22 protein-coding genes, 1 pseudogene and 1 riboswitch are annotated in these 19,579 nt (G+C 70.8%); of the genes and pseudogenes, 9 read left to right on the top strand and 14 right to left on the bottom strand.

What is annotated here, in order from left to right; all coding sequences use genetic code 11:
* Nucleotides 1-59 precede the first annotated feature (59 nt).
* The 3 genes from G8E01_RS05030 to G8E01_RS05020 are packed head-to-tail and all read left to right on the top strand — an operon-like array spanning nt 60 to nt 2,736.
* Nucleotides 60-839 (top strand): NAD-dependent epimerase/dehydratase family protein, encoded by a 780-nt coding sequence (locus G8E01_RS05030; RefSeq protein ID WP_166316700.1) that lies wholly within the window; start codon nt 60-62, stop codon nt 837-839.
* Nucleotides 836-1,618 carry an IclR family transcriptional regulator domain-containing protein gene (locus G8E01_RS05025; RefSeq protein WP_166316697.1) on the top strand — a complete coding sequence of 261 codons (783 nt, stop codon included), beginning with the start codon at nt 836-838 and terminating at the stop codon, nt 1,616-1,618. Before G8E01_RS05030 ends, G8E01_RS05025 begins: the two co-directional genes overlap by 4 nt.
* A complete protein-coding gene (locus G8E01_RS05020) occupies nt 1,615-2,736 on the top strand; it encodes a hypothetical protein (RefSeq protein ID WP_166316694.1) in 1,122 nt (373 codons plus the stop codon). The genes G8E01_RS05025 and G8E01_RS05020 overlap by 4 nt, the downstream gene beginning before the upstream one ends.
* 55 nt (nt 2,737-2,791) lie before the next feature.
* Here the strand turns inward: G8E01_RS05020 and G8E01_RS05015 are convergent, their stop codons facing one another.
* The 4 genes from G8E01_RS05015 to G8E01_RS05000 all read right to left on the bottom strand — a co-directional run bounded on the left by G8E01_RS05015 (nt 2,792) and on the right by G8E01_RS05000 (nt 6,857).
* The gene (locus tag G8E01_RS05015; RefSeq protein ID WP_166316691.1) at nt 2,792-3,823 is read right to left on the bottom strand and encodes a methionine synthase; all 1,032 of its coding nucleotides are present in this window, start codon (nt 3,821-3,823) and stop codon (nt 2,792-2,794) included.
* A gap of 17 nt (nt 3,824-3,840) precedes the next feature.
* On the bottom strand, nt 3,841-4,821 hold the full coding sequence (locus G8E01_RS05010; RefSeq protein WP_166316688.1) for a putative oxygenase MesX: 981 nt from the start codon (nt 4,819-4,821) through the stop codon (nt 3,841-3,843).
* Nucleotides 4,822-4,958: 137 nt separating this feature from the next.
* Nucleotides 4,959-5,912 (bottom strand): LysR family transcriptional regulator, encoded by a 954-nt coding sequence (locus G8E01_RS05005; protein ID WP_166316685.1) that lies wholly within the window; start codon nt 5,910-5,912, stop codon nt 4,959-4,961.
* Nucleotides 5,913-5,972: 60 nt separating this feature from the next.
* Entirely contained in the window at nt 5,973-6,857 is an 885-nt protein-coding gene (locus G8E01_RS05000; protein ID WP_166316682.1) for a helix-turn-helix transcriptional regulator, read from the bottom strand.
* Nucleotides 6,858-7,039: 182 nt separating this feature from the next.
* On the opposite strand from G8E01_RS05000, the gene G8E01_RS04995 reads away from it, so the two are divergent.
* A complete protein-coding gene (locus tag G8E01_RS04995; RefSeq protein WP_166319736.1) occupies nt 7,040-7,384 on the top strand; it encodes a carboxymuconolactone decarboxylase family protein in 345 nt (114 codons plus the stop codon).
* Nucleotides 7,385-7,455: 71 nt separating this feature from the next.
* Here the strand turns inward: G8E01_RS04995 and G8E01_RS04990 are convergent, their stop codons facing one another.
* The 3 genes from G8E01_RS04990 to G8E01_RS04980 are packed head-to-tail and all read right to left on the bottom strand — an operon-like array spanning nt 7,456 to nt 9,117.
* Nucleotides 7,456-7,827, bottom strand: a complete 372-nt coding sequence (locus tag G8E01_RS04990; RefSeq protein ID WP_166316679.1) for a DUF2255 family protein — start codon at nt 7,825-7,827, stop codon at nt 7,456-7,458.
* A gap of 4 nt (nt 7,828-7,831) precedes the next feature.
* Nucleotides 7,832-8,686, bottom strand: coding sequence for an aldo/keto reductase (locus tag G8E01_RS04985; RefSeq protein WP_166316676.1), 855 nt, complete (start codon nt 8,684-8,686; stop codon nt 7,832-7,834).
* Nucleotides 8,683-9,117 carry a cupin domain-containing protein gene (locus G8E01_RS04980; RefSeq protein WP_166316673.1) on the bottom strand — a complete coding sequence of 145 codons (435 nt, stop codon included), beginning with the start codon at nt 9,115-9,117 and terminating at the stop codon, nt 8,683-8,685. Before G8E01_RS04980 ends, G8E01_RS04985 begins: the two co-directional genes overlap by 4 nt.
* Before the next feature lie 155 nt (nt 9,118-9,272).
* On the opposite strand from G8E01_RS04980, the gene G8E01_RS04975 reads away from it, so the two are divergent.
* Nucleotides 9,273-9,941, top strand: a complete 669-nt coding sequence (locus G8E01_RS04975) for a GntR family transcriptional regulator (RefSeq protein ID WP_166316671.1) — start codon at nt 9,273-9,275, stop codon at nt 9,939-9,941.
* Nucleotides 9,938-11,134: an MFS transporter gene (locus tag G8E01_RS04970; protein WP_166316668.1), complete on the top strand. Its 1,197-nt coding sequence runs from the start codon at nt 9,938-9,940 to the stop codon at nt 11,132-11,134. Before G8E01_RS04975 ends, G8E01_RS04970 begins: the two co-directional genes overlap by 4 nt.
* Nucleotides 11,135-11,176: 42 nt before the next feature.
* On the opposite strand, the gene G8E01_RS04965 is transcribed toward G8E01_RS04970, so the two are convergent.
* From G8E01_RS04965 to G8E01_RS04945, 5 genes are all read right to left on the bottom strand, one after another.
* Entirely contained in the window at nt 11,177-11,962 is a 786-nt protein-coding gene (locus tag G8E01_RS04965) for an ABC transporter ATP-binding protein (RefSeq protein WP_166316665.1), read from the bottom strand.
* Nucleotides 11,959-13,011, bottom strand: coding sequence for a FecCD family ABC transporter permease (locus G8E01_RS04960; RefSeq protein WP_166316662.1), 1,053 nt, complete (start codon nt 13,009-13,011; stop codon nt 11,959-11,961). The genes G8E01_RS04965 and G8E01_RS04960 overlap by 4 nt, the downstream gene beginning before the upstream one ends.
* Nucleotides 13,012-13,017: 6 nt before the next feature.
* On the bottom strand, nt 13,018-14,097 hold the full coding sequence (locus tag G8E01_RS04955) for an iron chelate uptake ABC transporter family permease subunit (RefSeq protein ID WP_166316660.1): 1,080 nt from the start codon (nt 14,095-14,097) through the stop codon (nt 13,018-13,020).
* Between the two features lie 7 nt (nt 14,098-14,104).
* Nucleotides 14,105-15,064: an ABC transporter substrate-binding protein gene (locus tag G8E01_RS04950; protein ID WP_166316658.1), complete on the bottom strand. Its 960-nt coding sequence runs from the start codon at nt 15,062-15,064 to the stop codon at nt 14,105-14,107.
* 160 nt (nt 15,065-15,224) lie between these two features.
* A complete protein-coding gene (locus G8E01_RS04945) occupies nt 15,225-15,668 on the bottom strand; it encodes a hypothetical protein (RefSeq protein ID WP_166316656.1) in 444 nt (147 codons plus the stop codon).
* A 137-nt stretch (nt 15,669-15,805) separates the two neighbouring features.
* A riboswitch (SAM riboswitch) is annotated at nt 15,806-15,922 on the top strand.
* A 35-nt stretch (nt 15,923-15,957) separates the two neighbouring features.
* Between G8E01_RS04945 and G8E01_RS04940 the strand changes: the two genes are divergently transcribed.
* Complete coding sequence (locus tag G8E01_RS04940) at nt 15,958-16,428, top strand: hypothetical protein (protein ID WP_166316654.1); 471 nt, start codon at nt 15,958-15,960, stop codon at nt 16,426-16,428.
* Nucleotides 16,429-16,513: 85 nt separating this feature from the next.
* Here the strand turns inward: G8E01_RS04940 and G8E01_RS04935 are convergent, their stop codons facing one another.
* A complete protein-coding gene (locus G8E01_RS04935) occupies nt 16,514-16,861 on the bottom strand; it encodes a cyclophilin-like fold protein (RefSeq protein ID WP_205827220.1) in 348 nt (115 codons plus the stop codon).
* A 116-nt stretch (nt 16,862-16,977) separates the two neighbouring features.
* Between G8E01_RS04935 and G8E01_RS04930 the strand changes: the two genes are divergently transcribed.
* Nucleotides 16,978-18,144, top strand: a complete 1,167-nt coding sequence (locus G8E01_RS04930; RefSeq protein ID WP_166316650.1) for an MFS transporter — start codon at nt 16,978-16,980, stop codon at nt 18,142-18,144.
* A 165-nt stretch (nt 18,145-18,309) separates the two neighbouring features.
* Here the strand turns inward: G8E01_RS04930 and G8E01_RS12710 are convergent.
* Nucleotides 18,310-18,567, bottom strand: a pseudogene (locus G8E01_RS12710) (MerR family DNA-binding protein); the annotation flags it as partial.
* Nucleotides 18,568-18,707: 140 nt separating this feature from the next.
* Between G8E01_RS12710 and G8E01_RS04920 the strand changes: the two are divergent.
* The gene (locus G8E01_RS04920; protein WP_166316646.1) at nt 18,708-19,577 is read left to right on the top strand and encodes a hypothetical protein; all 870 of its coding nucleotides are present in this window, start codon (nt 18,708-18,710) and stop codon (nt 19,575-19,577) included.
* The last annotated feature ends 2 nt before the right edge of the window (nt 19,578-19,579 follow it).

Raw genomic sequence — 19,579 nt, 5'->3', positions numbered from 1 at the left:
ATGTCGCCGACACGATCGGGGCATCTCCCCCGCGCCACACGACGTTCAAAGGAGTCCTCGTGTCGCACTTCCTTCTCACGGGCGCCGCCGGCATGGCCGCCACGGGGATCCGCCCCCTGCTCGCCGCCGCGGGCCATCGGGTCACGCTGCTCGACCCGGCACCGGTCGCGGAGGTCGCCGACAGCGAGCGCGCGCTGCGCGGCAGCTTCCTCGACGCCGGAACGCTCGACGAGGCGATGACGGGCGTCGACACGGTCGTCCACATGGGCGGACTCAGCCGCGAGCGGCCGTGGGAGGACATCCTCGCGACGAACATCGACGGCACGCAGCGCGTACTGGAGGCCGCGCACCGGGCGGGCGTCCGCCGCGCGCTCCTCGCGAGCTCGACCCACGCGATCGGCTTCTGGCCCGTCGGAACGCCGGGCGCCGAGCTCGTCCCGCGACCGGACACGTACTACGGCGTGTCGAAGGTCGCCGCAGAGGCGCTCGGATCCGTCTTCGCCGACCGATTCGGCATGACGGTCGTCTCGGCGCGGATCGGCACGCTCTCCGACATCCCCCGCAGCGAACGACACCGCCACACCTGGCTGTCGTACGCCGATCTCGTCCGCCTCGTCGAGGCGACCGACCAGACGGCGACGCCCGGCCACCACATCGTCTACGCCGTCTCGGGCAACACCAAGGGCTGGTTCCCCCTCGGCCCGGGCCGCGACATCGGATACGATCCGCGAGACGATGCCGAGGCGTGGGCGCCGTTCCCCCCGGAGCCGCAGGCGGATCCGGATCTCATCGGCGGCGCCTTCGCCGACGACGAGCACCCCCTCGGAGGAACCTGGTGAGCACCCCCGCGGCCGACCAGCGCGCGGTGAAGTCCGCCGACCGCACGCTGCACATTCTCGAGGCGCTCGGGCGGGCCGCGCGCCCGCTCGCAGTCGTCGAGCTCCACAGGATCACCGGCTATCCGCGCTCGAGCCTGCACCAGCTGCTCCACACGCTCGCGGCGAACCGGTGGATCGACATGAGCGAGGACGGCACGCAGGTCTCGATCGGTGCACAGGCACTCGTCGTCGGCACCTCCTATCTCGACCGCGACCGGGCGATCCCGTTCGCGGCGCCGGTGCTCGAAGAGATCCGCGACGAGACCGGCTTCACGACCCACTACGCACGCCTCGAGGGCGACAGCGTGCTGTATCTCGCCACGCGCGAGCCCTCGAACTCCCACCGGCGCGCCTCCCGCATCGGCCGGAAGCTCCCCGCGTACTGCACTGCGCTCGGCAAGGCGCTCCTCGCGCAACTGACCCCCGACGAGCGCGCCGCCGTCACCGGCGACGGCGAGCTGGCCGCGCTCACGCCGCAGACGGTCACGGATCGCGCGGAGCTCGACGACCAGCTCGCGGCGGCCCGGCGGCGCGGCTACAGCACGGAGCGCGGCGAGAGCACGCCCGACGTCGTGTGCGTCGCGGCGCCCGTGCAGTACCGGATCCCCGCGACCGACGCGATCAGCTGCTCGATGCCCGCCGCGGTCGCGACGGAGGAGGAGATCGCGCGCGTCGGCGGCATCGTGTCGCTGCACGCCGCGCGGCTCGCGTCCGAGCTGCAGGCGAACGGGGTGCGATGACGACCGCGCGCCTGTGCCTGTACCCGTGGGACGTCGTGGGCGATCCGGGCGCGGCGGATCGCTTCGCGGCCACGGGCGCCACCGGCGCCGCCGTCGCGTCCGTCTACCACTCCGTCCGCGCGGCGACCCCGCGCCACCCGCGCCACCGGGTCGTGGACGCGGCGAGCGCCGCGATCTACGTGCCGCGCGACGACGCCGTCTGGGCGGGGCGGCGCCTCCGCCCGCGCGAGGCGACGCCGTGGGCGGGCGAGGACGCGTATCGCCTCGCCGAGAAGGCGCTGACCCGCGCCGGACTCGAGGTCGAACCGTGGGTCGTCCTTACGCACGCCGCGGCCGTCGGATCGGAGAACCCCGATGTCGCGGTGCGCAACGCCTTCGGCGACACCTACCCCTACGCGCTGTGCCCGACCTCCGGCGAGGTGCGCGACTACGCCGCCCTCCTCGCCGGCCAGGCCGCGCGGTTCTCCCGCGCCGACCGGATGATGGTCGAGGCGTGCGGCCCCCTGGGATTCGGCCACTTCGGGCACCACGAGAAGACCCAGGGCGCCGACTGGTCGGCGGACGACGAGGCCCTGCTCTCCGTCTGCTTCTGCGCGGCGTGCGAGGGCGCGTACCGCCGAGAGGGGGCGGATCCGCGAGAGCTGCGGGAGCGCGTCCGCGGCGCGGTCGGCGATCCGGCGCGCGCCCAGGCGGCCCTCGCCGACCTCGCGCCCGTTGTCCTCGCCGTGCGCTCCGCCGCGCGCGCGGCTCTCGCGGCGGACGTGCGCGAGGCGACGATCGCGCACGGCGTGACGACGCTCGCGTTCCACGCGCAGCCGGATCCGTGGGCCACGGGCCCGTTCGCCGCGCCGGAGGGGATTCTCGAGCACGCCGACGAGGTCGTCCTCCCCGGCCACGACGCGCTCCGCGGCCCCGGCGCGGTCGCCGCGCTTCGCGCGCGCGGCTTCGCCGGCCCCGTCTCGGGCTATCTCAATGCGCTCCCGCCGGCGACCACCGCGGCGATCGCCGACGCATGGCCGCGCGCGACCCACCTCGACGGGATCTACGTCTATCACGCCGGCCTCGTGTCGGACGCGCGCCTGGACGCCGTCGCGACGGCCCTCGGCGCCCTCAGCTGAGGCGCGCGGAGGGGGCCGCAACCACGGAGCGTCGTCGCGGGGTATCGCCCCCTGTTCAGCCCTCCAGCTCGGCGCGCACGATCGCGGCGCCCGCGGCGAGCGCGGCCATCTTGCGCTCGGCGACGTCCCGCGCGAGGGGCGCCATGCCGCAGTTGGTGCTCGGGAGGAGCTTGTCCGGATCCACGTGCGCGAGGGCGGCGCGGAGCGTCTCGGCCACCTCCTCCGGCGTCTCGATCTCGTCGGTCGCGACGTCGATCGCCCCGACCATGACCTTCTTGCCGCGCAGGAGCTCGATGAGCGACACGGGCACGTGCGAGCCGCGCGACTCGAGCGAGACGATGTCGATGCTCGACGCCTGCAGCAGCGGGAAGAACTCCTCGTACTGGCGCCACTCCGATCCGAGGGTCGCCTTCCAGTCAGTGTTCGCCTTGATGCCGTAGCCGTAGCAGATGTGCACGACGGTCTCGCAGCGAAGGCCCTCGGCGGCGCGCTCGAGCGTGGCCACGCCCCACTCGCGCACGTCATCGAAGAAGACGTTGAAGGCCGGCTCGTCGAACTGGATGATGTCCACGCCCGCCGCCTCGAGCGCCCGGGCCTCCTGGTTGAGGATCCGCGCGAACTCCCCGGCGAGCTCCTCCCTGCTGCCGTAATGCGCGTCGTAGAGCGTGTCGATCATCGTCATGGGCCCGGGAAGTGCCCACTTGATCGGCTGATCCGTCAGCGCGCGGAGGCGCTTCGCGTCCTCCGCGAACACGGATCCGTCGAGGCTGACGGGGCCCACCACGGTCGGCACGCTGGCGTCGTAGCGATCCCGGATTCGCACCGTCTCGCGGCGGTTAAAGTCGACGCCGTCGAGGTGCTCGATGAAGGTTGTGACGAAGTGCTGTCGGGTCTGCTCGCCGTCGCTGATGACGTCGAGCCCGGCGCGGCGCTGCGCGTCGGCGGCGAGCGCCTGCGCGTCGAGCTGCCCCGCGCGGAGGTTCTCGCCCTCGAGGCGCCAGGGCGACCAGAGCTTCTCGGGCTCGGAGAGCCAGCTGGGCTTCGGGAGGCTTCCCACGAGCGTGGTGGGCAGAAGGGGCGCGGTCATGGCGGATCCGGGGGTCGTCATGCGGACAGCACGGGGCTCGGGGCGGTCCACTCCGTAAGGAGGTCGCCGTACGGGGTCATGAGGTGCTCGTTCGTGAAGTGCCCCTGCGTGACGCCGAGGCGGCTACGCTCCTCGCGGTCGTACTCGACGCGCGTCGGCGAGAAGTCGCGGCGCTCGAGGCTCGGGCGGAAGACGTCGGCCGCGGTCGTGTTCGCGTTGTAGATCTCGGGGCGGTAGATCTTCTGGAACGTCTCCATCGTCGCGACGGTGGCCGCCAGCGCGATCGGGGTGTGGTCGCCGAGCAGGTCGCCGCGGTGATAGAACGCGAGCGGCGCGACGGATCCCGGCGGCATGAAGTAGCGCACCTTCAGGCCCATCTGGGCGAAGTACCGGTCGGTGAGCGAGTAGTCGTCCTGCTGGTACTCGACGCCGAGGATCGGGTGCTCGTTCGTCAGGCGCGTGTACGTGCGCGACGTCGACACGCTGATGCAGATCACGGGCGGGAGGGCGTACCGCGCGCGGTAGGCCTCGGACTCGAGGAAGCGCTCGAAGACGCGGCCGTGCAGCTGGCCAAAGTCCTCCGGGATCCCGGATCCCGACGCCGTGTGCTCGGGCAGGCGCACGCTGAAGTCGTAGTCGCGAATATAGGAGGAGAAGTTGTTGCCGACGATGCCGGAGTGGCGCGCGCCGGTCTCCCGGTCGACGACGTGCACGTCGAGGACCTCGATCACGGGGAAGGCCGCGTCGGCGGCCGCGATCTCGAGGTCGACCGAGACGATGTCGAGCTCCACCGCGTAGCGGTCGCGCCGCGGGTTGTCCCAGTGCACGAGCTCGTTGAAACGACCGTCGATCATCGACATCGCGGTCCCGAGGTTCTCGCGGCGGTTCTCGCCTCGGGCGAGGTTCGCGAAGTTCGTCGTCGTGCGCGAGGTGGCCGACGGGGTGTAGTCCTCGTCGAACCGCGTCGTGCTGATGCGGAAGTCGCATGCGTTCGTCATGATGATCCGTGCCTCGTGGGGTCAGGAGCCGGCGAGGATCCGCCAGCCGGCGCGCGGTGTGCGCGGCTGGATCAGTGTAGGCACGGGTCGCGGATATAGCCCCATACGCTCTCACAATGCGCGGCCAAAGCCTGAGCCTATGCCAGGAGTTCGACCCCGAACTCGGCGACGACCTCGCGCATTTCCGCGACGAAGCGCTGCGCCTGGGACGTCAGCGCGATCGACGACTGGCCGATCCACCCGATCTCGATGCGCTCGTCGACCTCAAGGGGAACGGCGACGATGGAGGGATCCAGGTCGTCCGAGATGATGCCCGTCGAGATCGTGTATCCGCCGAGCCCGATCATGAGGTTGAAGATCGTCGCGCGGTCGCTGACGCGGATGTCGCGGGAGGCGGACCGGGTCGAGAGGATCTCCTCCGCGAAGTAGAAGGAGTTGTTCGCCCCCTGGTCGAAGGTCAGCCGCGGCGCGTTGACGAGGTCGTCGAGCGTGACACGCTCGCGCTCGGCCAGCGGGTTCGTGCGCGCGATGAAGATGTGCGGCGTCGCGCGGAACAGCGGCGTGAACGCGAGCCCCGAGTCGCGCAGCAGCTTGTCGATCACGTTCCGGTTGAAGTCATTGCGATACAGGACGCCGAGCTCGCTTCGGAGGGTCCGGACGTCCTCGATGATGTCCCACGTGCGCGTCTCACGTAGCGCGAAGGAGTATTCGTCGGCATCCGTCGCCTTCACCATGCGCACGAACGCGTCCACGACGAACGAATAGTGCTGCGCCGAGACGGCGAGCAGGCGTTTCGAGGGCGGGCGCCCGAGGTAGCGCTGCTCGAGGAGCTCCGCCTGCTCGATCACCTGGCGCGCGTAGCCGAGGAACTCGGATCCGTCCTCCGTCAGCGTGACGCCGCGGGCGGACCGGGTGAACAGGGTGCACCCCGTGCGCGCCTCGAGGTCCTTGAGGGCCGCCGACATCGTCGGCTGCGAGACATACATCAGGTCGGCGGCGGCGCTGATCGACCCCTCGACGGCGACCTCCACGAAGTACCGCAGCTGCTGCAACGTGATTCCGCGCCCCGCGCGCATCCCCTCCCGGACCATAGGGGGAGACTATCGAACCCTCGCGATTGCGGGGGCGCCTCGATATCGTTAGGTCCGCGCTCAGCGGTCCGCGGTCGCGCCCTCGCCCGCCCGCTCGGACGCCGGCGTGGCGGACCACGCCGCGAGCAACCGCAGTTTCTCCTCGGCGGCGCTCCCCGCCTCTGCCGAGTAGATCATGAGCGAGAGCCCCGGATCCGCGATCATCTCCGTCCCCACGAGGTGCAGGGAGATCTCCCCCACGACCGGGTGGACGGCGACCTTGTACCCCGCGTCGTGGCGGTGCACGATCGCGTTGGCCCATCGGTCGCGGAAGACCTCGCTGCGCGTCGAAAGCTCTCCGATCACCTCGGTAATGCGCTTGTCGAACGGGTTCCGCCCCGCCTCGTGCCGGAGGATCGCGACGGTGTTGTCGACGGCGCGGATCCAGTCGGGATAGAACGCCTGCGCCGCCGGGTCGAAAACGGTGAACGTCGCGAGGTTCGGTGTCGCGCTGCGCGCAAACATCGGCGCATAGAACGCGCGGCCCAGCTCGTTGGCGCCGAGGACGTCGAGCGCGCCGTTGCGCACGAAGGCTGGCGCGCCCGTGATCGCGTCGAGCGCGGCCCACACCCCCGGACGGAGGGCGCCGGACGGCGCTGAGGGCCGGCGCGCACGGGGACGAGCGGAAGCGGACCGCGCGAGGTTGGCGAGGTGGTCGCGCTCGGTCTCGTCGAGGCGCAAGGCGTCCGCGAGCGCCTCGAGGACCTGCGTGGAGGCGCCGGCGATATCGCCGCGCTCGAGCCGGGCGTAGTACTCAGTCGAGACGCCCGCGAGCATCGCGACCTCCTCGCGGCGCAGCCCCTTCACGTGCCGCCGTCCGCCGAAGCGCGGCAGGCCGACGTCCTCGGGCTTCAGCCGGGCGCGACGGGCGGTGAGGAACTCGCGAACCTCGGTGCGGTGATCCATGCGTCCACGCTACGGCGCGGCGCGGGCGCGAACCAGGTACTGCCAGTACGCGGAAAGCGGGGGCATCGCGCCGATCCGCGCCCCGTGCTCGGATGGGACAAGAGGCGTGCCGACGAGCCGCCCTGGACGAAGCCGGGCCGCTCCGCCGCGACCCGGCGCCCCACAGAGAAGGAGACGTGACCATGACAGAGAACCAGGCGACCGGCTGGACCGGCGGGCAGAAGGCATTCGGCGACTTTGCCCCCGCGCTCGCGCACTACACGGACAAGGTGGTGTTCGACGAGGTGTGGGGGCGAGAGGAACTGTCGCCCCGCGACCGCAGCCTCATCACGATCGCGGCGCTCACGGCGATGGGGAAGTCCGAGCAGCTCGGTTTCCACATCCCGTTCGGCGTATCGAACGGCCTGACCCACGACGAGGTCGTCGAGGCAATCACTCACCTCGCGTTCTACGCCGGATGGCCGCAGGCCTTTTCGGCGATGGGCGTGGCGAAGGAGGCGCTCGCCTCCGACGATGCGGAGGGCTGAGCACCGACGCGCCAGCGGCCCCGGATTCCGTGAGGAATCCGGGGCCGCTGGCGTTCCGGGGTCCGCCGTCCCTATGCGTTGCGCGCCGTCAGCTCGAGTGCGGACGCGCGCGCGTCCGCACTGAGCATCGGGGCCAGATAGGCGCTGCCGGCGTACTTCTCGCGGTACGCGCCGTCGATGCGGTCGGCGAGGTCCGCCGGGGCGGGCGCGAAGGCCACGTCGATCGTGTCCGGACCGGACGAGACGCGCCCGGCACGCCGGGCCATCGCCCCGCGATACCAGCGCCCCTCGGTACCCATGTAGGAGCGGACGAACAGTCGCCCGTCCACCATCACCGACCAGATCGGCACGAAGCGGCTGTGCGTGCCGTCGGCGCGAAGGCTCGATACGCGCAGCTCGCCGCGTCGCCCGATGCGCTCGAACGCGGATGCGTCGCCGGTCACGGGGCTACTTCCCGCTGTACACGGGGAAGAAGGAGAACTCGCCGTACTCCTTGTGCTCGAGGCCGCGCAGCGTCTCGAGATCCTCCGCGCTGATCGTGAAGTCGACCTGAGCGTTGTCGCGCATGTGGTCGGGGTTCGCGGTCTTCGGCAGCGAGACCGTGCCGAGCTCCAGCGTGTACCGGATGCACAGCTGCGGCACGCTGACGCCATACCGCTCCGCCATCGCCGTGACCTCGGGATTCTTCATCATCTCGCCGTGGGCCATCGGCGAGTACGCCTCGACGAGGATCCCCGCGCGCTCGCAGAACGCGATAAGGTCCGCGGGCGTGTTGCCGACGTGCACGAGCAGCTGGTTGACGTGCGGCGTGACGCTCGCCCCCTCGAGCAGGGCCTCGATGTCGGCCTGCTGAAAGTTCGAGACGCCGATCGCGCGCAGCTTGCCGGCTGCGAGCGCCTCCTCGAGCGCGCGCCAGGCGGCACGGTTTCCCTCGGCGTAGTCGCCGCCGCGGAAGTCGTCCCAGGGCTGCGGGCTGTGGATGAGCATGAGGTCGATGTACTCGAGACCCATCGTCTCGAGCGAGGCGTCGATCGCGGCGACCGCGCCGTCGTAGTCCTTGATCTCGGCCGCGAGCTTCGTCGAGACGAAGATCTCCTCGCGCGGGACGTCCGCCGTGCGGACTCCCTCCCCGACGCCGCGCTCGTTTCCGTACGCCTGGGCGGTGTCGATGTTGCGGTAGCCCGCCGCGACCGCGTCGCGCACGACCTGCGCGGCCTGATCGTCGTCGATGAACCACGTGCCGAGCCCGAGCTTCGGGATCGTCACGCCGTTCGTCAGGGTGTAGGTCTCGTTCGTGATCACGCGTGGATCTCCTTCGCGGTGGGAAGCGTGGTGTAGTACTCGTCCTCGACGGGCTCGAGCCAGACGTTGTCCGTGCCCTCCCCCGGGACGCTGATGGCGACGTGGCTGAACCAGGAGTCGGCCTTCGCGCCGTGCCAGTGCTTCTGGCCGGCGGGGATCTGGACGACGGATCCGGGCTCGAGGCTGACGGGCTCCTCACCCTCGGCCTGGAACCAGCCGCTGCCCGCGACGGCCAGCAGAATCTGGCCGCCGCCGGACTCGGCCGCGTGGATGTGCCAGTTGTTGCGGCAGCCGGGCTCGAACGTCACGTTCGCGACGAACATGCCGAGGTCCGCCAGCGGGGCCAGGTAGCTCTGCCCGATGAAGTACGAGGCGAAGGCGTCGTTCTTCTCGCCGAGCGGGAAGAGGCTGTCGAAATCTGCGTCGGTCATGGTGGGTCTCCTTTCGACCTGCACCCAGCCTCTCCCCGGGCGCCCGCCGCGCGGAAGGGCCTGTCAAACCACGTACCGAGAGTGTGTGGTTTTTCGGCTCCGAGCGCGGATCTCGTGATGCATGCATCAACGCGCGCATCGCGTAGGGTGGCGTCATGACCGCTCCCCTCCTGCCCTGGGAACTCCCGTCTCCCCGATCCGTCGCCTCCGGCGTGGCCGCCGGGCTCGCGCGCAGGATCGTCGAGGGCGAGCTGGCGGCGGGGACCGTCCTCACCGAGGTCGCCGTCGCGTCCGAGGCCGGCGTAAGCCGCACCCCCGTGCGCGAGGCGTTCCTCGAGCTCGAGGGCTGGGGCCTCATCCGCCTCCTGCCGAAGAAGGGGGCGCTCGTGACGACGGTCTCTGCCGCGGAGCGCCGCGACCTCCTGGACGTCCGCGCCACGTGGGAGATCCGCGCCGTGGAGCAGGTCGCGGAGCGCCCCGCCGTGCGCGAGGCGCTCGTCGCGGAGGCCGGGGCGCTCGTCGATCGACAGTCCGACGCGCTCGCGCACGACGACCTGCTGGAGTTCGCCGCGACCGATCTGCGCTTTCACGTGACCGTGATCCGCGCGGGCGGCAACGCCGTGATCGCGGACCTGCTCGGCCGGCTCAGCCCGCGCTTCGCGCGCCTGACCTACGCGGCGGTTGCGGACGGCCTGGTCTCGGCGCGATCCTTTCGCGACGACCACGATGCGCTGGTGGAGCGGATCGCCGCGGGCGATGCCGCGGGCTTCGCCTCCGCCGTGCGCGCGCACATTCGGTCCGGCCACTTCCCGAACCAGCGGTGAGCGGCGTGCGCGACTGGCTGCGGGTGGCGCCCGCGGCGTTCATGATGGCGTGGGGCGGCAACCACTTCACCCCCCTCCTCCACGTCTACGAGGCGGAGGCGCACTACGCGCCGTGGCAAGCGAACCTCCTGCTCGGCATGTACGTCTTCGGCCTCGTGCCGGGGCTCCTCATTGCGGCGGCGCTCTCCGATCAGCACGGCCGCAAGCCGGTGATGATCGGAGGGCTGGCCGCCGCCGCGGCGGGCAGCATCCTCCTCGCCGCGGGCGCGGGGCTCTTCGCCGTGCTGTGCGCGGGACGGATCCTCGCCGGCGTCGGTGTCGGCGTGGCCATGTCGGTGGGCACAAGCTGGATGGCCGAGCTGTCCGCCCCGCCATTCGACCGCGATGCGCCAGCGGGGGCGGCCGCCCGGCGCCCCTCATTGACCCTGACGCTCGGGTTCGGCCTGGGCGCCGCGGTGACGGGGCTCCTCGGGCAGTGGGCGCCGGCCCCCACGCACACGCCCTTTCTCGTTCACCTCGCGCTGGCGGTCCTGGCGGCCGTCCCCCTCGCGGCGGCGCGCGAGAGCCTTCCCGCGTCGCGTCGGGCCCGCGGCCGCTGGTGGCGCGACCTGCGTGTGCCCGCCGCCGGCCACCGCACCTTCACCCGCCGCATCGTGCCGGCCGCGCCGTGGGTGTTCGCGGCCGCGGGGGTCGCCTACGCCATCATGCCCGCGATCGCGGCCCCGCGGCTCGGCGACTGGACGACGCTCTACGCGACGGTCCTGACCGTCGTGACCCTCGGATCCGGCGCCCTCGTCCAGCCGTTCGTCAGCCGGATCGACCGGCGGACCGGGGGCCGCGCGCTCCCGCTCGGCCTCGCGCTCATGACGGCCGGCATGGGCCTCGCGGTCGTCGCGAGCCGCGTCGGCGAACCCGCCTTCGCGCTCGCGGTCGCCGCCGTTCTCGGCGTCGCGTACGGCATCACGGTCGTCGCGGGGCTCGCGATCGTGCAGGCCATCGCGACCCCCAGCGACCTGGCGGGCCTCACGGGCGTCTACTACGCCCTCACCTACACGGGCTTCCTGCTGCCGACGGTGCTCGCCGCGCTCCTGCCCGTGGCGAGCTACACCGTCTCGCTCAGCGTCGTCGCGATCGTGTGCGCGGGGTGCCTCGCCTGGTCGATTGCCGCGCGCGAGCCGGGCGCCCGGCGCTGAGGCAGAGGCTCGCGGCGCCGGCCGACGTGCCGTTCGCGCGCGTCAGCGATGCGACCAGCGCGGGACGACGAGCGGGCTCGCGGATTCCGGATCGGGGATCACCCGCGCGTCGAGCCCGAAGACGTCGGCCACGAGCGCCTCGGTGATCACCGCGTCCGGCGTTCCCGTCGCCACGACCTCCCCGTCCTTCATCGCAATGATGTGGTCGGCGTAGCGCGCGGCCTGGTTCAGGTCGTGGAGGACCGCCACGAGGGTGTGGCCCTGTGTGCGATTAAGGGAGCGGCACAGCTCGAGCAGCTCGATCTGGTGACTGACGTCGAGATACGTCGTCGGCTCGTCGAGGAGCAGGATCGGGGTCCGCTGCGCCAACGCGACCGCCATCCAGACGCGTTGGCGCTGTCCGCCCGAGAGCTCGTCGACCATGCGGCCGGACAGGTGCCGGATGCCGGTGGCGTCCATCGCCTCCGTCACGGCGGCCTCGTCCTCCGGCGACCAGGGCGCGAAGAGCCGCTGGTGGGGGTACCGGCCGCGGGTGACGAGGTCCACGACACGGATGCCATCGGGGGCGACCGGCCCCTGCGGGAGCAGGCCAACCTCGCGCGCGACGTGCTTGGTGGGCAGGTCGTGGAGGCTCCTGCCGTCGAGGAGCACCGTTCCGCGGCTCGGCGGCAGGAGCCGTGTGAGGCTCTTGAGCAGCGTCGACTTGCCACACGCGTTCGGGCCCACGATCACGGTGAAGGCCCCGTCGGGGACCTCCACAGACACCTCGGCGCATACGAGCGTGTCGGCGTATCCGAGCGCGGCGCCGTCGACGGTCAGTCGGGTCATCGTCTCTTTCCCTCTCGCAGAAGAAGCCATAGGAAGTACAGCCCGCCGATCGACACCGTGACGATGCCGACGGGCAGGGGGGAATCGGGGTGGATGCGCTGCGCGATCACATCGGCGAGCAAGAGGAGCAGGGATCCGACCGCGGCGGTGGGGCCGAGCGCGAGTCCGTCCGACCGGGCCAGCCGGCGTGCGATCTGCGGCGCGGCGAGCGCGATGAACGAGATGGGGCCGACCGTGGCGGTGGCCAGGGCGGTCAGCCCGACGCCGACGACGATCGCCGCCACCTGGATGGCGCGGACGTTCTGGCCGAGCGCCGTGGCGAACGGCGTGCCGATCCGCATCACCCGCATCGGCCGGCTCAGGGCCAGCGCGCCCCCCACGAAGACCGCCGACCCGCCGAGGGCCGCGAGGAAGGTTGCCCAGGAGACGCCCGAGAGGTTCCCGGCGCCCCAGAGGCTCGCCATGATCGCGTCCTCGACCGTCGCGGTCAGCAGGATCCACACGTTGACCGAGGCGAGCATCGCGCTGACGGCGATACCGACGATGATGAGGCGCACCCCACGGACCGCACCACGCTTCGCGGAGAGGAAGAACACGACGAATGCCGTCGTCACGCCGCCGGCGAGCGCGCCCGCCATGGTCGCGGTCGACCCGCCCCCGAGGATCAGCATCACGACGATCGCGCCCGTGTAGGAGCCCGTCTGGAAGCCGATGACGTCGGGCGAGCCCAGCGGGTTCCCGGTGAGGTTTTGGAAGATCGCGCCGCTCATCGCCAGGCACGCTCCGAGCAACACCGCCAGGAGGATCCGCGGCGCGCGCCACTCAAGCACGACCATGGACGTGTACTCGTCCCCCCGGCCGGCGAGCGCGGCGAGCGCCTCCATCGGAGCGATGGCCGCCGACCCGGAGCACACGGCGAAAACGCCGAGGACGACGATCGCGCCCCAGAGCCCGGCGCAGAGCGCGACCGAACGCGCGTCGACAAGAAGGACGGGGCGCGAGCGCGGGCCGATGCGCAGCACGCGCCGCCCGAGATCAAGGCTGGTCATATGCCCTCACACCTCCGAGACGCGGAATCGCCGAACCATGAAAATCAGCACCGGGGCGCCGATGAACGCGGTCACGACGCCCACCGGCACCTCGCCGGCGGTGAGGACGCGGCCGAGCACGTCGGCGAAGCCCATGACGACGGGGGCGATAAGGACTGAATAGGCGAGAATCCAGCCCTGGTGCGGCCCGACCACGAGGCGCGCGACGTGGGGGGCGAGCAGCCCGAGAAACCCGATCGGCCCGGCCGCGGCCGTCGCGCCGCCCGCGAGCAGCGCGATCGCGACGAGCACAACGAGCCGGATCCGGTTCGGGTGCGCCCCCATCGACACGGCGGACGCCTCCCCGAGCGAGAGCACGTCGAGCGAGCGCGCGCTGAGCATCGCGATCACGAGCCCCGCCACGATGAACGGCGCGATCGCGAGGGTCGCCTCCAGCGGCTGGGAGGCGGTGGTGCCCGCCGACCACCCGCGCATGCGCTCGAGAATCTCCGAGTGCGTCAGGAGCACGGTGGAGGAGAACCCGCCGAGCACGGCTCCGAGGGCGACGCCCGAGAGCGTCATGCGCACGGGGTTGCCACGGGCGGTGCCCGTGTTGCCGATCACGAACACGAGCACGGAGGTGATCATCGCTCCCGCGAAGGACCACCACATGTACTGCGAGATGTCGCGCACGCCGAAGAAGGCCAGGCCCACGACGACCGCGAGTGAGGCGCCCGCGTTGACGCCGAGGATGCCGGGGTCGGTCATGGGGTTGCGTGTGACGGCCTGCATGAGCGCACCAGCGACACCGAGCGCGGCCCCCGCGACGAGGATGAGCACGGTGCGGGGTACGCGCGAGAACCAGACGGTCTGCGAGATCGCATCGTCGGGGTCGGGGTAAAGGACGGCGTGCAGCACCTCCGCCGGGGGCACGCTCCGGGATCCGACGAGCATGCTCGCGGCGAGCGCAGCGAGGCACAGGAGCACGAGCGGGAGGAGGCCGATCCAGCGCCGTCCCGCGGCGGACCGGGAGGAGAGCGGACGCGGATCCGCCCCGGACACGGGGGTGTGCGGGGCGGATCCGGCTGCCGCGAGGTGCGAGCTCATCCGGGGGTCAGGCGACCTTCGTCGACGTCGAGACGAGCTCGGTCACGTCGTTCAGCCAGGCCGCGTAGGTGGTCGCGGTCATGGCGCCCTTCGAGCTCCACGCCCCGAGCTGGTCGGCTTCCACGGCGGGCAGCGCCTCCCACAGGTCGGCGGTGAAGGCGAAGTCGTCGTTGTAGCCCTCGATGAGCAGGATGTCGGCGGGGTAAGTGGAGGCGTCCTCCCACGCCACCTGGCCCCACGGATTGCCGGTCTCGGGCGCGTCGGGGCCGACGATCGTCGCGCCGAGCTCCTCAAGCAGGTCGGCCTGGGCGAAGCCGACGCCGGTGTACAGCATCTCCTTCGTGGGGCTGGTGAGCATGATGTTCAGCCCGCTGTCGGCGGCCGCCTCGCGGAAGGCCTCCTTGGCCTCCGCCAGGTCGGCGTCGGACTGCACGATGGCGTCGGAAGCGACATCGGCGCCGAAGAACGCGGCGACCTCGCGGGTGTCGGCGATCCGATCGTCGATCGTGCCGCTCGCGGGCAGCGGCACGAACGGGGCGACACGCGTGATCTGCGCGTTCACGTCCTCGTCGAACCACGACCAGCCGTCGGCCGTGCCCTGCCCGACGACCGCGTCCGGGCGCAGCTCCGCGAGCTTCTCGACGTCAATCTCGCCGTCGACGCCGATCCGGGGGATATCGAAGATGTCGGCATCGCCCATGACGAAGGGGTTCTCGCACTCGTATCCGAAAAGGGCGACGGGCTCGATGCCGTACTCGTGCAGCGAGCTGTATGCGTAGCAGTCCATGACGATGCTCTCGGGCTGCGCGTCGAAATCGATCGCGACGCCGTCGAGCGACGGGTGCTCGAGCGTGACGGCCTCGCCGGCGTCCGCGGGGTCCGCCGCGTCGCCGGACGTCGAGGCGCAGGAGGCAAGCAGGGCCGCGGAAGCGGCCGCGAGGACGGCAAAGGAAGTTCGTCGAAGCACGGCGAAGGCCAATCAGTCGGTGACGGGGAACCCGACGAACTTAGCAAAGCCTTATTTAGGGTAGGTAATCCTAAATACTCGGCGTTTCGCGCGCGCACCGCGCGGCCGGCGACCTGATACCGCGGCGCGGGCGACGGGATCCGAGGGCTAGCGGCGGAGCTCAGCCGCCGAGACCGGCCGCGGTGCGCACCGCACGCCGCAGGGTCTTCTCGACGGTGTCGTCCCACGCGATGATCGCGTACGAGGTCACCCAGAGAGGGCCGTCGTCGAGCTGGGCCGCCTCTTCGAACCCGATCGAGGCGTACCGGCTCGTGAACTTCGAGGCGGGCTTGAAGAACGTCACGACCTTCCCGCCGGTCGCGTAGGCCGGAAACCCGTACCAGGTCTTGGGATCCAGTTCCGGCGCGACCTCGGTCACCAGGTCGTGGAAGCGCTGGGCGAGCACCCGGTCCTCGTCAGGAAGCCCCTCGAGCACCTTCGTCACGTCGGCGAGGCCAGCGGCGCGGGTCTTGCCGCGCTTCTCCTCCGCGCGCAGTTCCGCCGCGCGCTGCTTCATCGCGGCGCGCTCGTCCGCGCTGAATCCGCTCGTGCTCTTGTCCGCCATCTTCGCCGCCTCCCAGCGATCCGGGGCGTCAGGATCCGCCCGCTTCCTCTCACGGTAGCCCTCTCGCGGGAGCGGCGGAGGGCTCATCCGCTCCCCCGTTCGCCGGGCCTGCGCGCGTGCGCTACGCTCGTTCTCACGTTCACGAGTTGCAACTGTCGGTACCTGGCCGGTTGCACGGCAACCCCCTCCATCGAGCGGGGTGCCCCAGGGGAAGAACGGGCCCGGCGCACACGCGTGACGGGCAAGTCGATGGATGCCCGCCGTTGCGGGCTCCGGGATGGAGATTCCCATGTCCCTGATCGTTGTCGAGTCCGGCGCCGCCGACGACCTGCACCCCGAGGACGGGTGGGGCGACGTCCCCGCCGCGGACCGGCCGCTGTGGTCGCGCTACCTGGCCGACCACCTGCCCTGGTTCCCCGGCGTGAGCGCGATGGCCCGGCTCGTGCCGGGCGTGACGAACGGCGGCACCCGCGCCCCGCAGGTCTGGAAGGACACCGCCCGGAGCCTCCACGCCGCGGGCTTCACCCCCGCGGACTACTACCTGCTCGCGGAGCTTCTCGGAAGCCGGATCGACGCGCTCGACCTCGCCCGCCACGCGCCGCTATTCGAGCTGTGGCCGACGGACGGCGAGCGCCGGCCGCGGACGTTCCGGCTCAATGCCGGGCGGTGGGTGCCGTGGCTGGAGGCGGTGCGCGCGGGCGACTCGCCACGCCGCGCGCTGGAGCGGATCCTGTTCGCGCGGGGTGGGGATACAGGCTGAGGCCCTGCCCGCCGTCGACCGCAGGTCGCACACGCCGTCAGGTATCGCGGTGCCTCCATGGGCGGCACTGGAGCGGGGACAAGTGTCAGCCGGCCCGCTCGATGATCACATCGAATGGTTCGCTGTGCCCCTCCAGCGCCGCAATGTCGCCGTCGAAGGCGCCCAGCCGAACGAGCCCGGCCGAGCGCGGGAACGGGCGGTAGAAGATCGCAAGATTGCCCCACGGCGCATACAGAGCGATGTCGCCGATCTCCGCGGCCGTGCCCGCGGGCTCGCCCTCGGTCGAGAGCGCGGCGGGAAGGTCAGCGACCTTCTCGATGCCGTGGAAGTCTGCCAGCGTCAGACGCAACGGCAGGAGCGCGAGAAAGTCCCGGGCGGCCGCGCCCGCGCCCAGGGTGGCGGATAGCACCGTCGAACCGACGGTGACGGTCACGCGAGCAGGGTCCATGACCTCGAACCTACGCCGTCGCCGGCCCGGAAAGCAGGGCCTCCCAGTACACCTCATCGCCGTGACTCCCCGGCCGGCACGTGAGGGGATCTACTCGATGTATGCAGTTCGCGATCGTCGCCGTGAGTTTCATCCTCGTCTTCGCCGCCGCGGGATCTCCGATTCCTCTCTATGAGACGTACCGCGCAGAGGACGGCGTGACGACGGGCGACCTCGCCGTGGATGCCGTCGCATACTTCGCAGGCACGCTGTTCTCGCTCCTGTTGCTGGGACGCCTCTCGGACCACGTCGGCCGAAAGCCCGTCACGATCGCGGCTCTCCTGATCGCGTCGGCGGGCGTCGCGCTCATGACTCAGGTGGACGGCTCGGGCGTCCTCGGGGTCGCCCGGCTCCTGCAGGGGGTCGCATCCGGCCTGGCCGCCTCGGCCATCGGCGCGTACGTTGTCGATGTTGCGCCTGAACGCCCGGCGTGGCTGCCGACGATGATCACCGGAAGCGGGCCGATGTTCGGCATCCCGGCGGGCGCCCTGATCTCGGGGACCCTTGTTCAGATCGCTCCCCTGCCTCGACTGGTGCCGTTTGCCGCGATATCCGCGCTACTCCTGGCCGCGGCAGTCGCCAGCGCGTCAGTTCGCGAGACCGTGGCGCCCGCACCCGGCGCCCTCCGGTCGCTCCTCCCGCGCGTGTCCGCGCCGCGCGGCACGGGCCGGCTGTTATTCGCGATCGGCGCCGCCGCCTTCGCGACGTGGAGCATGGGTGGTGCATATCAGGCATTCGCCCCGACGATCACCGCGGAATATCTGGGGAGCGACAATGCGCTCGTGGCGGCATCGGTGTTCTCTTCCATCATGATCGCCGGCCCCCTCGGCGGACCGATCGCGGGCCGCCTCGGACCGCGACGGGCGGTGCGCATCGGCATCGTCGTGTTCGCCCTGGCCATCGCGACCGCTCTCGCGTCCCTGCTCCTCGGCTCGATCATATCCTTCCTGCTCGCCAGCTTGATCGCGGCGGTCGCGCAGGGCACGACCGCGTCGGCCGGCACGGGCGCCATGCTCAGACACGCCCGACCCTCCGAGCGCGGCGCGACTCTCGCTGCCGTGTACGTGATCTCCTATAGCGGCGCGGCGTTCCCCGCGCTTGTTGCGGGCCAGTTCACCGGCACTGGCACCCTCGCGCAGATCTTCACGGGCTACACCGCACTCGTCGCGGTCGGCATGCTCGTCGTCCTTGCGCCCTTCCCCCGCGCCGCCGATACGCCTCGCGCGTGACGCCTGAGCGCCCGTGGGGCCGGAGGCGCGCTCGCCCGGCCCCTGTGAGGCGCGTGCAGAGGGGGCAGCCGCTCGAGTATCGAGCAGCGCCACGCGTGGTGTGCCGCACTCCGCGAGAACGCCGCAAGGACTTCGTCCACTCACGGATCGCCGTCTCCGTCGGGATCACAGCGGGATGCGGCGCGCGCCGGCGCCGGTTTCGCCGAGGTGATCGTCGGGGTTGAGAAGCGTGCATGCTCGCATGGAGAGGCACCCGCACCCGATGCACCCCGTGAGTTCCTGCTCGAGCTTCTCGAGGCTGCGCCTGCGCTGTTCGAGGGTCTTCTTCCAGCGGCGCGACGCGCGTTGCCAGTCCTCGTGTGAGGGCGTGCGGGACAACGGGACATCGGCGAACGCCCTCGCCACGTCCTCGAGGATGCACCCTTCGGGCGGACGCTTCCTCCAACACTGCGACCCGCCAAAGGGCGCTGCACCCACCGAAGTGACAAGTGAATTGACGAACCATGAATGTCGTAATGTTTGACATCCGCACCATAGTATAATCATGCGCTATACTGGTAGGCATGTCAGACAATACGACCAAGATCAGCATTACCGGCAAGGTGGCATACACCGACGAGATCTCGATCGCCCAGGCGGCTCGGATCATCACGTTCCTGAACTCTGATGAGGCTGAGGCCACCACCAGTGCGTTCGGAATCCAGATCCCTGCGCAGGAGCAGGCCTCTCCTGCATCCTCAACCTCCACGAACAAGATCAGCAATCCGCGAGACGCGCTCGACGTCTCGGGCGCCACGAAGAATCCGGAGAAGATCGTCGCACTCGGGGCATACGTGCTCCAGGACGGCGGCGAGACGTTCAAGATCGACGACGTCAAGTCGGCCTTCCGGCGTGCCCGCGAGACCCAGCCGGCAAACTTCACTCGCGACCTCAACGCCGCAATCTCCGCCGGATGGATCTTTGAGTCCGATGAAGCGCCTGGCGAGTACTATCTCAACAACAAGATCGACAAGATCTTCGGCGGCGACTTCGTGTTCCCCAAGGGCTCGAACGGGAACGGTGGCCGGTCCCGCGGCGCGAAGAAGACCCCCGGCAAGGCGAAGACCACCAAGCCAGAGACCCTGTCCGATGTCGATGAGTTCCGGTCCACGCTCGAGGGCTTCCCGCAGTACTCCAAGATGAAGTCGGAGAAGGACCGCCTGCTCTGGGTAGTCAACTACATGCGTGAGAAGCACGACCGCAAGGGCCTTTCCAACAAGGAGATTGCTTGGATCACCGACCACATCGGCACTGGCATTCCTACGGGGAATCTTACGGGCGCGTTCAACACCGCGAAGGCACCCGGTTACGCGACGCGCTCGACGCTGGACAAGTCCATCAAGATCACGGACGAGGGCATCGAACACCTCAAGTCCCTTGCCGCGGAGGCCTGACC

Source organism: Microbacterium excoecariae (genome assembly GCF_011326725.1).
Lineage (GTDB): Bacteria > Actinomycetota > Actinomycetes > Actinomycetales > Microbacteriaceae > Microbacterium > Microbacterium excoecariae.
The sequence above is the reverse complement of the archived record's forward strand: the minus strand, read 5'-3'. Positions and strand labels throughout refer to the sequence as shown.

What these genes read in the sequence shown, in the direction of transcription:
- G8E01_RS05020 (WP_166316694.1), top strand. Translation starts at nt 1,615, where the DNA reads ATGACGACCGCGCGCCTGTGCCTGTACCCGTGGGACGTCGTGGGCGAT.
- G8E01_RS05015 (WP_166316691.1), bottom strand. Translation starts at nt 3,823, where the DNA reads ATGACCGCGCCCCTTCTGCCCACCACGCTCGTGGGAAGCCTCCCGAAG.
- G8E01_RS05010 (WP_166316688.1), bottom strand. Translation starts at nt 4,821, where the DNA reads ATGACGAACGCATGCGACTTCCGCATCAGCACGACGCGGTTCGACGAG.
- G8E01_RS05005 (WP_166316685.1), bottom strand. Translation starts at nt 5,912, where the DNA reads ATGGTCCGGGAGGGGATGCGCGCGGGGCGCGGAATCACGTTGCAGCAG.
- G8E01_RS05000 (WP_166316682.1), bottom strand. Translation starts at nt 6,857, where the DNA reads ATGGATCACCGCACCGAGGTTCGCGAGTTCCTCACCGCCCGTCGCGCC.
- G8E01_RS04995 (WP_166319736.1), top strand. Translation starts at nt 7,040, where the DNA reads ATGACAGAGAACCAGGCGACCGGCTGGACCGGCGGGCAGAAGGCATTC.
- G8E01_RS04980 (WP_166316673.1), bottom strand. Translation starts at nt 9,117, where the DNA reads ATGACCGACGCAGATTTCGACAGCCTCTTCCCGCTCGGCGAGAAGAAC.
- G8E01_RS04975 (WP_166316671.1), top strand. Translation starts at nt 9,273, where the DNA reads ATGACCGCTCCCCTCCTGCCCTGGGAACTCCCGTCTCCCCGATCCGTC.
- G8E01_RS04965 (WP_166316665.1), bottom strand. Translation starts at nt 11,962, where the DNA reads ATGACCCGACTGACCGTCGACGGCGCCGCGCTCGGATACGCCGACACG.
- G8E01_RS04960 (WP_166316662.1), bottom strand. Translation starts at nt 13,011, where the DNA reads ATGACCAGCCTTGATCTCGGGCGGCGCGTGCTGCGCATCGGCCCGCGC.
- G8E01_RS04955 (WP_166316660.1), bottom strand. Translation starts at nt 14,097, where the DNA reads ATGAGCTCGCACCTCGCGGCAGCCGGATCCGCCCCGCACACCCCCGTG.
- G8E01_RS04945 (WP_166316656.1), bottom strand. Translation starts at nt 15,668, where the DNA reads ATGGCGGACAAGAGCACGAGCGGATTCAGCGCGGACGAGCGCGCCGCG.
- G8E01_RS04940 (WP_166316654.1), top strand. Translation starts at nt 15,958, where the DNA reads ATGTCCCTGATCGTTGTCGAGTCCGGCGCCGCCGACGACCTGCACCCC.
- G8E01_RS04930 (WP_166316650.1), top strand. Translation starts at nt 16,978, where the DNA reads ATGCAGTTCGCGATCGTCGCCGTGAGTTTCATCCTCGTCTTCGCCGCC.
- G8E01_RS04920 (WP_166316646.1), top strand. Translation starts at nt 18,708, where the DNA reads ATGTCAGACAATACGACCAAGATCAGCATTACCGGCAAGGTGGCATAC.